Raw genomic sequence first — 13,908 nt, forward strand, 5'->3', positions numbered from 1 at the left:
GGGCCGGGCACGCCGGCCCCGAGCGGGGAGGGTGTCGAGCCGGATCGACCGGCCGGGGTCATCGCGCCTGTTTCCGCTTCGCCTGCTGCCTCTGGCGCTTCTTGCCGACCGGCTGCTGGCGCTGCCCGGCGGCGGCGCGGGCACGCTGCTCCTCGACCTCGGCCTCGTGCTCCTCCTGGGTCTTGCCGAGCGGGGGGAGACCCTTCGCGGCGCGGCGCTCGTTGAGCTCCTGCTCGGCCTGCGAACCGGGGGTGGGGTTGTTGCGGATGACCCACCACTGCTGGCCCATGGACCAGAGGTTGGAGACGGTCCAGTAGATGAGGACGCCGATGGGGAAGTTGATGCCGCCGATCGCGAAGACCAGGGGGAACAGGTACAGCATCATCTGCTGCTGGCGGTACATGGGGGAGGCCTTGGCGGTCTCGCTCATGTTCTTGGCCGTCAGCTGCTTCTGCGTGAAGAACTGCGAGGCGGACATCGCGATGATCATCACGATGGCCAGGAGGATCGTGGCCACGTGGTTGCCGTCGCCCGGGTTGAGCAGCGTGGAGAACAGCGGGGCCCCGAAGAAGGTCGCCTCGTTGAAGGACTGCACGGTCGGCGCGTCCAGGACGTGCACGCCCTCGCCCGCCGCGGCGGAGCCGGGCACGCCGTTGAGCACCTGGAACAGCCCGAAGAAGATCGGCATCTGCACCAGGATGGGCAGGCACGCGGAGAAGGGGTTGGAGCCGTGGCTCTTGTACAGCTCCATCTGCTCCTGGGCCATGGCCTGCCGGGACAGCTGGTCCTTCTTGCCCTTGTACTTGGCCTGGAGCTTCGCCATCTCCGGCTGCAGCTCCTGCATGCCGCGCATGGACTTGATCTGCTTGAGGAACAGCGGGATCGTCAGCGTGCGCATGACCAGGGTCAGGCCCACGATGCACAGCACCCAGGTGATGCCCGCGGCGGGATCCATCCCGATGGCCGTGAGCAGCTCGTGGAACACCCACAGCACGGCGGAGACGACCCACCTGAAGGGGAAGAGGATCATTTCGAACAGGTTCATGGGGAAGGCTCTCCTTGGGCCGCGGGACCGGTGCCCCCGGCGGGGTGGTGCTGGTGGTGCTCGGCAAGGGTGGGATGGTTCAGCAGGACGATCCGGGGAAGGGACGCGAAGTCGGGGAAGACCCGACCGCCGTCCGGGACCCTGTCGATCCCACCCGCCGCCCAGGGGTGGCAGCGGAGGAGCCTGCGGACGCTGAGGCCCAGGCCGCGCACGGCGCCGTGCACCGTGACGGACTCGAGCGCGTAGGCCGAGCAGGAGGGGAAGTACCGGCAGACGTCCCCGTACAGGGGGGAGACGATGGTCCGGTAGAGCTTGAGACCCGCGATGAGCGCGTTCTGCGGCAGGAACCACAGGACCTGCCACGCCGACGCCGGGCGGACGAACTCGTGGGGAGCCGCGGCCAGGAGGTCCTCGGGCGCGTGAGCGTGCTCGCTCATGACTCCGGCTCCTCCCGTGCGGGTCGTCGGTCTTCTGCGGTGGTCGTCCCGGCGGTCCCGGGAACCCCGGCCCGCGCGGACGCCGTCCGCCACGCCTTCGCGTAGTCGGCGGCCAGCTCCGGCCAGTCCGCGCGGGAGGCCGGCGGCAGCGCACGCACCACGACGTCGTAACCGTACGGGAGCTGCCTGACCGTGGTCTGGGCGAGCTCCCGGAGGCGTCGCTTCACCTTGTTGCGGCGCACCGCGTTGCCCACGGCCTTCGAGACGACGAAGCCAAACCGGGCCGGCAGCTCCTCGCCGGTGGGACGCACATAGACGACGACGTTCCGGCGCCCGTTGCGGGCGCCGGAACGCGTGGTGGCCGAGAACTGGACCGCGGTCCGGATCCGGTGCTGTTCAGGAAGCACGGTCCCGCTCCTGCGCGGTCGGCGGCTCAGGCGGCTCCGGCACGCCGACGAGCGCCCGCCGCGGGGCGGTCGTCGGGAGCGCCGGCGCCGACACGGGCCGGCTCAGGCGGAGAGCTCGGTGCGGCCCTTGCTGCGGCGGGCGGCGAGGATGGCGCGACCGGCGCGGGTGCGCATCCGGGCACGGAAGCCGTGCTTCTTGGCGCGACGGCGGTTATTCGGCTGAAAAGTCCGCTTGCTCACTGGTTACTCCAAAGGCGTCAGGGTGTGCGTCCGCCTTCGTGCTCGTCCGCACCGGATCGGCGCGGACGAGGGGGACGGTCACAGCGGTGCTGGTGGATGCGTCCGAGCATGCGGCTGGGCATGGCAGTGGACACAAAAGACTGTTTCACCCTAGACAACGGGCAGGGGACGGTCAAATCGGTGGTGGGTGGCCGCGGGCCCCGACGCCACCGCGGAAGGAGCGGGGCGGCCGGGGAGGAGCCGTATCGGATGCTGATCGAGTGCTGGACCGGACCCCGGGATGCCCGGCGCCGCTGTGCAGTTCACATCCTACCCACAGCTGTGCACGGATCTTCATCACATCCTGTGGAAAACCGGTCCGGCCGCAGCCGCGGAACCGCGCGGATCAGGGCCCGAACTACACGTCTGTAGTTCCCGGAGGGCCTGGAAAACGGCTATGAACCGGCCTGACGCATGTTCTAGGCTGGCACTCGCGGCTGGCCCCCGACAGCTTTTCCACCGTTGTGAACAACGCTGTGGACAAGATCCCCGCCGAGGGGCCGGGACGATCTGTCCACCGCCTCGTCATTCCGACGACATCTCGACGACAGCAGGAGTACGTGTGGGCACGCAGGACAATCAGGCGCTCAGTGCGCAGTGGGCGGAATGCGTGCAGTACATGTACGAGGACCCCCTGACCACGGGGCGCTACCGGGGGTTCATCTCCCTGGCCCAGCCGCAGGGCCTCATCGGCACCACGCTGCTCGTCGCGGTCCCCAACGAACTCACCCGTGAGTTCTTCCAGAACCAGATGGCGTCCGTGCTCCGGTCCTCCGTGGGCCGCGCCTTCAGCCACGAGACGCTCGTGGCCTTCGTCGTGGACGCCGACCTCGAGACCGCTCCCGCGCCGGAGGCCGGGGCCTCGGCCCCCACCGCGGCCCTGCCCCCGATCAGCGAGCTCGAGGCCGAGCGCAACCGCACCGACCTGCCCGCGCGGGTCGACCACGCCGACACCGCCGACGCGGTGGACGTCGACCGGCGGAGCGCGGGCCTCGACCAGCAGCCCGTGGGGCTCACGGCTCCGCCCGTGGAGCCGGCGCCCCGTTCCGCCCTGGGCACCGCCGACCGGACCCTGCCGCCGCCGCGGGACCCGCAGGCCGCGCCGCCGCGCCGCCCCGTGCAGGACACCGGCACCGCTCCTGCCGTGGTGGGGGAGTGGGACAGCTCCGCGCGGCTGAACCCCAAGTACGTCTTCGACTCGTTCGTGATCGGCCAGTCGAACCGGTTCGCCCACGCGGCGGCGTTCGCGGTGGCCGAGACGCCGGCCAAGGCCTACAACCCCCTCTTCATCTACGGGGAGTCCGGACTGGGCAAGACGCACCTGCTCCACGCGATCGGCCACTACGCCAAGCGCCTCTACCCCCAGGTACGGGTGCGCTACGTGAACTCGGAGGAGTTCACCAACGACTTCATCAACTCGATCCGCGACGACGAGGGCTCCTCCTTCAAGGAGATCTACCGCAACGTGGACATGCTGCTGATCGACGACATCCAGTTCCTCGCGGGCAAGGAGCACACGCAGGAGGAGTTCTTCCACACCTTCAACGCGCTGCACAACCACGAGAAGCAGATCGTGATCACTTCCGACATGCCGCCCAAGCAGCTCACCGGCTTCGCCGAGCGCATGCGCTCCCGCTTCGAGTGGGGCCTGATCACCGACGTCCAGCCCCCGGAGCTCGAGACCCGCATCGCGATCCTGCGCAAGAAGGCCACGAGCGAGGGCATGGACGCCCCCGACGACGTGCTCGAGTACATCGCCTCCCACATCTCCACCAACATCCGCGAGCTCGAGGGCGCCCTGATCCGCGTCACCGCGTTCGCCTCGCTGAACAAGCAGTCGGTGGACCTGCCCCTGGCCGAGCTGGTGCTCAAGGACCTCATCACCGACGACGGCGCGCAGGAGATCACCGCCGCCTCGATCCTGGCCCAGACCGCGGTGTACTTCGACATCAGCCTCGAGGAGCTCAAGAGCAAGTCCCGCACCCGCACCCTGGTCACGGCCCGGCAGATCGCGATGTACCTGCTGCGCGAGCTCACCGACATGTCCTTGCCGAAGATCGGCCAGGAGCTCGGCGGGCGCGACCACACCACGGTGATGCACGCGGACCGCAAGATCCGGACCCTGATGGCCGAGCGGCGGCAGATCTTCAACCAGGTCACCGAGCTGACGAACCGGATCAAGCAGCAGCAGCGCGAGGGCTGAGCACGACCTCACCCACCCCTGAAGGGCCCGGCGGACTCCCGCCGGGCCCTTTTCGTGTAGTTCGTCCACAGGCTCCGCCCGCGGGATCCCGGGCCCGCCGGCACTCCTCTGCACAGGAGATCCGTCCCTGTGGAGCGCCTGTGCACAGGACAGAACCCACACCTGTGGATAAAATTGTGGAATTCCCGGTCCGATCGGTGGAGAACCTCGGTACAACTCCGGGGAGGGCTGTGGAACCCGCGGAACCACGCGGATCTCGTCCACCGGCTGCCGTCGTTCCGGTGGACCGCGAACCACAGGAACTCAACAGGCCCGAACCGCCCAGGGCTTGGCCGAGAGGCAGTTATCCACAGATTCCACAGCGGTTATTAACACTCCCATCCTTAAAGAGAGATCCGGCCAAACAACAAGAATCCTGGAGCCCCGACCCCGTCCGGGCCGTTCCGGACGCCCGAACCACAAGAAAGCCGCCACGGGGCGGCCGAATGGCCGTCCCGTGAAACGGACCGATACGATGCAGAGGGCGAAGACCCGTCCGCACCGGCTGCACCTCACGGCGCAGCCGGCACCGGTTCCTCCCGGGATCGTGGCTCCGCCCTCCTTGCTCACACTGAAAGGCAGCAACCTCTCGTGAAGTTCTCCGTCGAACGCGATGTTCTCGCCGAGGCCGTCACCTGGACCGCACGGTCCCTCTCTCCTCGGCCCCCGGTCCCCGTGCTGTCCGGTCTGCTCATCCGCGCGGAGGGCGGTCAGCTGTCCATCGCGAGCTTCGACTACGAGATCTCGGCCCGGCTCTCGATCAGCGCCGACGTCCAGGAGGAGGGCACCACTCTCGTCTCGGGCCGGCTGCTCGCGGACATCTGCCGGTCCCTGCCCTCCGCCCCGGTCGAGGTGCACGCCGACGAGGGCAAGGTGACCCTGACCTGCCGGTCCTCCCGGTTCAACCTCGCCGCCATGCCGGTCGCCGACTACCCCGAGCTCCCCGCCCTGCCGGACGTCTCCGGCGTGGTGGCCGGCGACGAGTTCGCCCACGCCGTGGCGCAGGTCAACATCGCGGCGAGCAAGGACGACACCCTGCCCATCCTCACCGGCGTCCGGGTGGAGATCGAGGGCGAGAAGATGACGCTGCTCGCCACGGACCGGTACCGGCTCGCGATGCGCGAGCTCACCTGGCGGCCCAGTGCCCAGGACATTTCGACGGCCGCCCTGATCAAGGCCCGCACCCTCAACGACATCGCCAAGACCCTCGGCCCGGCCGGTGACATCAACATCGCGCTGTCCGACTCCGCGGAGCTCGTCGGCTTCGAGTCCGGCGGCCGCCGCACCACGAGCCTGCTCATCGACGGCGAGTACCCCAAGATCCGTTCGCTGTTCCCGGAGCACACGCCGATCACCGCCGCGGTGCGCACCACGGAGCTCGTCGAGGCCGTCCGTCGCGTCTCGCTCGTGGCCGAGCGCAACACCCCCGTGCGCCTGGCCTTCACCCAGGGCCAGGTGGCGCTGGACGCCGGGACCGGTGAGGACGCCCAGGCCTCGGAGGTCCTCGACGCGCACCTCACGGGCGACGACATCACCGTGGCGTTCAACCCGACGTATCTGTCCGAGGGCCTGCACGCCTTCGACTCCGACTACGTCCGGTTCTCCTTCACCGCCCCGCCCAAGCCGGCCGTGCTCTCCGCCCAGGCCGAGCCCGAGGGCGAGGACAAGGACGACTACAAGTACCTGCTGATGCCGGTGCGGCTCCCCAGCCAGTGACCGGCCGGCCCGGAACCGGAAGCTGCTGATCCCGGCGTGTTCGTCGACCATCTCTCGCTGCTCGACTACCGGACGTATGCCCATCTGGACATACGTCTCGCTCCCGGGACCACCGTGTTCCTGGGGCCCAACGGCGTGGGCAAGACGAACATCGTCGAGGCCCTGGACTACACGGCGGGCCTCTCCTCCCACCGCGTGTCCTCCGACGGGCCGCTGATCCGCTTCGGCGCCGAGCGCGCGATCGTCCGCGTCCGGGTGCGGCGCGGCGGGCAGCAGACCGTCCTGGAGCTCGAGCTCAACGACGGCCGCGCCAACCGGGTGCGCATCAACCGGGCCTCCCCGGTGCGGGCCCGGGACGCCCTGGGCATCGTGCGGACCGTCCTGTTCTCCCCGGAGGACCTGGCCCTGGTAAAGGGCGACCCCTCCCACCGCAGGCGCTTCCTCGACGACCTCGCGAAGTCCATGCGCCCGGTCCTCGCCGGGACCCTGGCCGACTACGAGAAGGTGCTCAGGCAGCGCAACGCGCTGCTGAAGTCCGCCCGCCGCAGCGGCCGGTTCACGGACACCCACCGGTCGACCCTCGCCGCGTGGAACGACCAGTTCGCCCGCGCCGGGGCCGGCATCCTGCACGCGCGCCTGCAGCTCATCGACGCCCTGGCGCCCCAGGTCGCGACCGCCTACGGCCAACTCACGGACGGGAGCAAGAGGACGACGCTGCGCTACGTGTCCTCGGTCCTGCCCGAGAGCGCGGCCGGGGACGTCGAACGACTGCGCGGGTTCACCCCGGCCGACCTCCACCAGCTGATCCTCGACGCGTGCGAGGTCTCGGAGCAGCGGGAGCTCGAGCGGGGGATGACGCTCGTGGGCCCGCACCGCGACGAGCTCGAGCTGCTGCTCGGTGAGGCTCCGGCCCGGGGCTACGCCTCGCACGGCGAGACCTGGTCCTACGCCCTCGCGCTCCGGCTCGGCTCCTGGTACGTGCACCTCGCGGACGACCCCACGGAGGGCGCGGCACCGATCCTCGTCCTGGACGACGTGTTCGCGGAGCTCGACGCCCGCCGCCGCAGCCGCCTCGCCGCGATCGTGGCCTCCGCGGAGCAGGTGCTCGTGACCGCCGCGGTCGAGGAGGACCTGCCGGCCGAGCTCGTCGCCGGTCCGCACGACGTCGTGCGGGTGGGCCCCGGCACAGCCGTCCGGGACGACGAGCCGGCGCCCGCAAACACCGGTCCGGAGCCCGGGGAGGCGTCGTCGTCGTGACCGGGCCCGAGCGGGGGGACCGCCGTCCCGGTCCCGACGAGCCCGACGGGTGGCCCGTCCCCGAGCCGCCCGTTCCCGAGGCGAACGTCGTGCGGATCGAGGACGAGATCGACGCACCGGCGGCGCTGCTCACCCGGATGCGCCACGCCGCGGAGGCCCGCGGGGACGGCCGGCTCCACGGAGCCGCCGCGCGGCGCAACCTCAAGGGCTTCGGCGCGGCCATGGAGTCGGCCACCGCGTCGCCCGCCGAGCGCCTCGGACGCCGGGGCAACGACGTGGACCCGAGGGCGCTCGGCGGGTACTCCGGAGCAGGGCGCTCCGCCCGCGACCCCCGGGGCGTCGGCTCGGTGCTGGACGGGCTCGTGTCCGGCCGCGGCTGGAAGGCGCCGGTCGCCGTGGGCTCGGTGCTCTCCCGCTGGGACGACCTCGTGGGTCCGGGCATCGCCGGGCACTGCCGGCCGGAGAGCTTCGACGAGACCGTGGTGCGGGTCCGGTGCGACTCGACCGCCTACGCGGCGAACCTCCGGCTCATGGTTCCGCAGCTGCTGCGCATGTTCGACGAGCACCTGGGGGAGGGCATCGTCACCCGGATCGAGATCCTCGGCCCCACGGCCCCGAGCTGGAAGCGCGGCCGCCGCTCGGTGCAGGGCCGCGGGCCCCGCGACACCTACGGATGACGCGGACGGCCCGGACCGCTGAGCGGCCTCGTGGCGCGCTGCGGCCCCCCGGGGGCGTCCCGGGGGTCGCGGAGCGGAAGAAAAGTGGTCCTGAGGGCCTTTCCAGGCCGTTCAGAGGGGCTTGCGAGCACCCCGGGGCCACGGTTTTCCGATAGAATCGACACCAGACAGCAATCGACGGACCGGGCCCCCACGGCCGATCGCGACCACCCCGCCCGCGGCGCGGGCACCCGGAGACGTCGACCCGTTCCGACCCTGCACGAGCCGATGAGCCGTCGAACGTCTCATCGGCGTTCTCTTGTGCCGTCCGGAGCGGGACCGGTGTGCCCAACAGGAGGAGCCAGGAACCCGTGGCAACAGAGGATCCACAGAAGCGCGAGTACGGTGCCGGTGACATCACCGTCCTGGAAGGTCTCGAGGCCGTCCGCAAGCGTCCCGGCATGTACATCGGCTCGACCGGCCCGCGGGGACTGCACCACCTCGTGTACGAGGTGGTCGACAACTCGGTCGACGAGGCCCTGGCCGGCTACTGCGACCACATCGAGATCACCCTCCAGGCGGACGGCGGCGTCAAGGTCGTGGACAACGGCCGCGGCATCCCCGTGGACATCCACCCCACCGAGGGCCGGCCCACCGTCGAGGTCGTCATGACCATCCTGCACGCGGGCGGCAAGTTCGGGGGCGGCGGCTACGCCGTCTCCGGCGGGCTGCACGGCGTGGGCATCTCCGTGGTCAACGCGCTGTCCCGGCGCGTCGAGACCGAGGTGCGGCGCCAGGGCCACGTCTGGCGGATGCTCTTCGCCGACGGCGGCATGCCCCAGGGGGAGCTGGTCCGGGGCGAGGAGACGTCGGAGACCGGCACCACCCAGGTCTTCTACCCGGACCCCGGGATCTTCGAGACCGTCGACTTCGACTTCGAGACGCTGCGGGCCCGCTTCCAGCAGATGGCGTTCCTCAACAAGGGCCTGCGGATCACCCTGACGGACGAGCGCGCCCCGGAGGAGTCCGGCGAGGAGATCGCCGGCTCCGCCTCGGACCGCACCGCCGTCCACGCGGACGCCGAGCCGGTCGAGGGCCGTGACGGCGGCACCGACGTGGCCCGGCTCAACCACGAGGACCAGGACGGCTCCGGCCACCGCCGGGTCGTCTACAAGTACGACCACGGCCTGCTCGACTACGTGACGTTCCTGAACACGTCCAAGAAGGCCGACCTCGTCCACGACGACGTCATCGCGCTCGAGTCCGAGGACACGGAGCGGAAGATGTCCCTCGAGCTCGCCATGCAGTGGACCACGGCCTACACCGAGTCCGTGCACACGTACGCGAACACGATCAACACCCACGAGGGCGGCACCCACGAGGAGGGCTTCCGCTCGGCCATGACCTCCCTCGTGAACCGCTACGCCCGGGAGAACAAGCTGCTCCGGGACAAGGACGAGAACCTCACGGGCGACGACGTCCGCGAGGGCCTCACGGCCGTCATCTCGATCAAGCTGGCCGAACCCCAGTTCGAGGGCCAGACGAAGACCAAGCTCGGCAACTCCGAGGCGAAGACCTTCGTCCAGCGCGAGGTGAACAACCGGTTCGGCGACTGGCTCGAGCGCAACCCGGCCGCCGCGCGGGAGATCATCCGCAAGGCCATCAACGCCTCGCAGGCCCGGCTGGCGGCCCGCAAGGCGCGCGAGACCACCCGGCGCAAGGGTCTGCTCGAGTCGGGCGGGATGCCGGGCAAGCTCAAGGACTGCTCCTCCAAGGACCCGTCCCTGTCCGAGATCTACATCGTGGAGGGCGACTCCGCGGGCGGTTCTGCGGTGCAGGGCCGCGACCCCGCGCACCAGGCGATCCTGCCCCTGCGCGGCAAGATCCTCAACGTGGAGCGCGCGCGGCTGGACCGGGCGCTGTCCAACGCCGAGGTCCAGTCGATGATCACCGCCTTCGGCGCGGGCATCGGCGACGACTTCGACATCGCGAAGGCCCGTTACCACAAGATCGTGCTGATGGCCGATGCGGACGTGGACGGCCAGCACATCACCACGCTGCTGCTGACGCTGCTGTTCCGGTTCATGCGCCCGCTCATCGAGCACGGCTTCGTCTACCTGGCCCAGCCGCCGCTGTACCGGATCAAGTGGTCCAACGCCCCGCACGACTACGTCTACACGGACGCCGAGCGGGACGAGGCGCTGGCGCGCGGGCTCGCCAACAACCAGCGCATCCCCAGGGAGAACGGGATCCAGCGCTACAAGGGCCTCGGCGAGATGGACTACACCGAGCTGTGGGACACCACGATGGACCCCGACCACCGCACCCTGCTGCAGGTGACCATGGAGGACGCGGCCGCCGCGGACCAGATCTTCTCCGTGCTCATGGGCGAGGACGTCGAGTCCCGCCGCGAGTTCATCCAGCAGAACGCCAAGGACATCCGGTTCCTCGACATCTGATCCGCGACATATGTCTCGTCCGGCATGCAATGGCCGGGGGCGGGACCTGCGCAGGACACCGAGGACCAGCAGACAGAACGGAAAGACCGCATGAGTGACGAGACCCAGGACGGCCAGACCCCCGAGGACGCCGGCCTCGCGGGCGACCTCGAGCACACCCCCGTGCTGACCGACCGCGTGGAGCAGGTGGACCTGCAGACCGAGATGCAGCGGTCCTACCTCGACTACGCCATGGCCGTCATCGTGGGACGCGCCCTGCCGGACGTCCGCGACGGGCTCAAGCCGGTGCACCGCCGCGTGCTGTACGCGATGTACGACGGCGGCTACCGCCCGGACCGCTCCTTCAACAAGTGCGCCCGCGTGGTGGGCGAGGTCATGGGCCAGTACCACCCGCACGGCGACTCCGCGATCTACGACGCCCTCGTGCGGCTGATCCAGGGCTGGGTGATGCGCTATCCGCTCGCCCTGGGCCAGGGCAACTTCGGCTCCCCGGGCAACGACGGCGCGGCGGCGCCCCGGTACACCGAGACCAAGATGGCGCCCATCGCCATGGAGATGGTCCGGGACATCCACGAGGAGACCGTCGACTTCCAGGACAACTACGACGGCAAGAACCAGGAGCCGTCGGTGCTGCCGTCCCGGTTCCCCAACCTGCTGGTCAACGGCTCCTCCGGCATCGCCGTGGGCATGGCGACGAACATCCCGCCGCACAACCTGCGCGAGGTCGCTGACGGCGTGCAGTGGTACCTCCAGCACCCGGACGTCTCCAACGAGGTGCTGCTCGAGGAGCTCCTGCAGCGGATCAAGGGCCCGGACTTCCCGACCGGCGCGCAGATCCTCGGCCACAAGGGCATCGAGGACGCCTACCGCACCGGCCGGGGCTCGATCGCCATGCGCGCCGTGGTCAGCGTCGAGGAGATCCACAACCGCACCTGCCTGGTGGTCACCGAGCTGCCCTACCAGGCGAACCCGGACAACCTCGCGATGAAGATCGCGGACCTGGTCAAGGACGGCCGGATCACCGGGATCGCCGACATCCGGGACGAGACCTCCGGGCGCACCGGCCAGCGCCTGGTGATCGTGCTCAAGCGCGACGCCGTGGCGAAGGTGGTGCTCAACAACCTGTACAAGCACACGCAGCTGCAGGACAACTTCTCCGCCAACATGCTCGCGCTCGTGGACGGGGTGCCCCGCACCCTGAGCCTCGACGCGTTCATCCGGCACTGGGTCACCCACCAGATGGACGTCATCGTCCGCCGCACCCAGTACCGCCTGCGGCAGGCCGAGGCCGAGGCCCACATCCTGCGGGGCCTGCTCAAGGCGCTCGACGCCCTCGACGAGGTCATCGCGCTCATCCGCCGCTCCCCGACGGCCGACGACGCCCGCACCGGGCTCATGGAGCTCCTGCAGATCGACGAGGACCAGGCGCAGGCCATCCTCAACATGCAGCTGCGCCGGCTCGCGGCCCTCGAGCGGCAGAAGATCCAGGACCGGCACGCGGAGCTCGAGCGGCTCATCGCCGAGTACACCGAGATCATCGCCTCCGAGGAGCGCCAGCGCGGCATCATCTCCTCCGAGCTCGAGGAGATCGTGAGCCGCTACGGCGACGACCGCCGGTCCGAGATCATGTACGGCTACGACGGCGACATGTCGATGGAGGACCTGATCCCCGAGGAGGAGATGGTCGTGACCATCACCCGCGGCGGATACGTCAAGCGCACGCGCTCCGACCAGTACCGCTCGCAGCGGCGCGGCGGCAAGGGCGTCAAGGGCGCACAGCTGCGCGGGGACGACGTCGTCGAGCACTTCTTCGTCACCACCACCCACAACTGGATCCTGTTCTTCACGAACCTGGGCCGGGTCTACCGCACCAAGGCGTACGAGCTGCTCGAGGCGGGCCGTGACTCCAAGGGCCAGCACGTGGCCAACCTGATGGCCTTCCAGCCGGGGGAGCGGATCGCGCAGGTCATGGAGCTGCGCTCGTACAGCGACGCCCCGTACCTGGTGCTCGCCACCCGCAAGGGCCTCGTCAAGAAGTCCCGGCTGATGGACTACGACACCAACCGCACGGCCGGGGTGATCGCGATCAACCTGCGCGACGACGACGAGCTCGTCTCGGCCCAGCTGGCGTCCGCGGAGGACGACCTGCTCCTGGTCTCCCGCAACGGCATGTCCCTGCGCTTCACCGCGAGCGACGAGGTGCTGCGTCCCATGGGGCGGGCCACCTCCGGCGTCACCGGGATGAAGTTCCGCGACGGCGACGAGCTGCTCTCCGCCAACGTGGTCACCGACGACGCCTACGTCTTCGTGGTCACCGAGGGCGGCTACGCCAAGCGCACCAAGGTGGAGGAGTACCGGGTGCAGGGCCGCGGCGGCATCGGCATCAAGGTGGCGAAGCTCGCGGAGCAGCGCGGCCGGCTGGTCGGCGGGATCATCGTGGGCGAGGAGGACGAGGTCCTCGTGGTCATGGAGTCCGGCAAGGTCGTGCGCACCGGCGCCTCCGAGGTCCCGGCCAAGGGCCGGGACACGATGGGCGTGATCTTCGCGAAGCCCGCGCAGGGTGACGCGATCACCGGCGTGGCCCGCAACGCGGACCGGGAGATCGCCGAGGAGGTCGACGCCGAGGCCGTGGCCGAGGTCGACGACCAGCTCGACGAGACGATGGAGACGGCCGACGTCCTGGACGCCGGGGCGGACGACGAGCTCGGTTCCGTCCCCGGTTCCGGGGACACCACGGACGATGAAGTAGCGTTGGACCCGAACAACTACGGAGGTAACGCATGAGCTCGAGTTCCGGCTCCAACGCCGCCGGCAAGTCCGGACGCGCCCCCCTCGCGTCCGCGCCCCGGACGGGGACCGGGGCGCCGTCCGGGACGGCGAGGCCCTCGACGAGCGCCCGGACCGCGCCGAAGCCGGCGAAGTCCGGCTCCGGACCGGCCCGGTCGGGTCCCACCGCGTCCGGCTCCGCCCCGGCCAAGAGCTCCAGGCCCGCGAGCTCCACGAAGGGCCTGGTCCGCCCGGCCCCGCGCCCCCGGGTGCGCCGGGCCCGGCTCGTGGTCTCGAAGGTGGACACCTGGTCGGTGCTCAAGCTCGCGTTCCTGCTGTCGGTCGCGCTGGGGATCATCACCGTGGTCGCCGCGGTGGTGCTGTGGATCGTCCTGGACCTCACCGGCCTGTTCGACGGGATCAACGAGCTGCTCGGGATGCTGGGTGGCGCGGGCGGGGCCCTGGACATCAAGGACTTCCTGTCCCTGGGCCAGATCGCGATCTTCGCGACCATCGTCTCCGTGGTCAACGTCATCCTGCTGACCGCCCTGTCGGTGCTCGCAGCGCTCCTGTACAACATCGCGGCGGCCCTCGTGGGCGGGATCGGGCTCACCCTCACGGACGACTGATCCGGCGCGGACGCG

At 70.1% G+C, this 13,908-nt stretch carries 11 protein-coding genes; 7 read left to right on the forward strand and 4 right to left on the reverse strand.

All coding sequences use genetic code 11. The annotated features are described in order from the left end of the window. Positions 1-58 precede the first annotated feature (58 nt). The 4 genes from yidC to rpmH form a co-directional block, all read right to left on the reverse strand. Positions 59-1,045: a membrane protein insertase YidC gene (gene yidC / locus Q0817_RS11290; protein WP_298587379.1), complete on the reverse strand. Its 987-nt coding sequence runs from the start codon at positions 1,043-1,045 to the stop codon at positions 59-61. Continuing rightward, positions 1,042-1,482, reverse strand: a complete 441-nt coding sequence (yidD, locus tag Q0817_RS11295; RefSeq protein WP_298587382.1) for a membrane protein insertion efficiency factor YidD — start codon at positions 1,480-1,482, stop codon at positions 1,042-1,044. The genes yidC and yidD overlap by 4 nt, the downstream gene beginning before the upstream one ends. Next, entirely contained in the window at positions 1,479-1,889 is a 411-nt protein-coding gene (rnpA, locus tag Q0817_RS11300) for a ribonuclease P protein component (protein WP_298587386.1), read from the reverse strand. The genes yidD and rnpA overlap by 4 nt, the downstream gene beginning before the upstream one ends. Positions 1,890-1,991: 102 nt before the next feature. Further along, a complete protein-coding gene (gene rpmH / locus Q0817_RS11305) occupies positions 1,992-2,129 on the reverse strand; it encodes a 50S ribosomal protein L34 (RefSeq protein WP_019181680.1) in 138 nt (45 codons plus the stop codon). Between the two features lie 649 nt (positions 2,130-2,778). Here rpmH and dnaA point away from each other — a divergent pair. From dnaA to Q0817_RS11340, 7 genes are all read left to right on the forward strand, one after another. Continuing rightward, the gene (gene dnaA / locus Q0817_RS11310) at positions 2,779-4,371 is read left to right on the forward strand and encodes a chromosomal replication initiator protein DnaA (RefSeq protein WP_298587560.1); all 1,593 of its coding nucleotides are present in this window, start codon (positions 2,779-2,781) and stop codon (positions 4,369-4,371) included. A 630-nt stretch (positions 4,372-5,001) separates the two neighbouring features. Next, positions 5,002-6,126, forward strand: a complete 1,125-nt coding sequence (gene dnaN / locus Q0817_RS11315) for a DNA polymerase III subunit beta (RefSeq protein WP_298587410.1) — start codon at positions 5,002-5,004, stop codon at positions 6,124-6,126. A gap of 36 nt (positions 6,127-6,162) precedes the next feature. After that, positions 6,163-7,383, forward strand: coding sequence for a DNA replication/repair protein RecF (gene recF / locus Q0817_RS11320; RefSeq protein ID WP_298587413.1), 1,221 nt, complete (start codon positions 6,163-6,165; stop codon positions 7,381-7,383). After that, on the forward strand, positions 7,380-8,060 hold the full coding sequence (locus Q0817_RS11325) for a DciA family protein (protein WP_366139873.1): 681 nt from the start codon (positions 7,380-7,382) through the stop codon (positions 8,058-8,060). Before recF ends, Q0817_RS11325 begins: the two co-directional genes overlap by 4 nt. Positions 8,061-8,410: 350 nt before the next feature. After that, positions 8,411-10,498: a DNA topoisomerase (ATP-hydrolyzing) subunit B gene (gene gyrB / locus Q0817_RS11330; protein WP_298587416.1), complete on the forward strand. Its 2,088-nt coding sequence runs from the start codon at positions 8,411-8,413 to the stop codon at positions 10,496-10,498. A 90-nt stretch (positions 10,499-10,588) separates the two neighbouring features. After that, the gene (gene gyrA / locus Q0817_RS11335) at positions 10,589-13,282 is read left to right on the forward strand and encodes a DNA gyrase subunit A (RefSeq protein WP_298587419.1); all 2,694 of its coding nucleotides are present in this window, start codon (positions 10,589-10,591) and stop codon (positions 13,280-13,282) included. After that, positions 13,279-13,893: a DUF3566 domain-containing protein gene (locus tag Q0817_RS11340; protein ID WP_298587422.1), complete on the forward strand. Its 615-nt coding sequence runs from the start codon at positions 13,279-13,281 to the stop codon at positions 13,891-13,893. Before gyrA ends, Q0817_RS11340 begins: the two co-directional genes overlap by 4 nt. Positions 13,894-13,908 lie beyond the last annotated feature (15 nt).

Origin of the sequence: uncultured Kocuria sp. (assembly GCF_947500125.1) — a bacterium.
Taxonomy (GTDB): domain Bacteria; phylum Actinomycetota; class Actinomycetes; order Actinomycetales; family Micrococcaceae; genus Kocuria.

Coding starts and splice junctions, on each gene's coding strand:
- yidC (WP_298587379.1), bottom strand. CDS start 1,045: ATGAACCTGTTCGAAATGATCCTCTTCCCCTTCAGGTGGGTCGTCTCC.
- yidD (WP_298587382.1), bottom strand. CDS start 1,482: ATGAGCGAGCACGCTCACGCGCCCGAGGACCTCCTGGCCGCGGCTCCC.
- gyrA (WP_298587419.1), top strand. CDS start 10,589: ATGAGTGACGAGACCCAGGACGGCCAGACCCCCGAGGACGCCGGCCTC.
- Q0817_RS11340 (WP_298587422.1), top strand. CDS start 13,279: ATGAGCTCGAGTTCCGGCTCCAACGCCGCCGGCAAGTCCGGACGCGCC.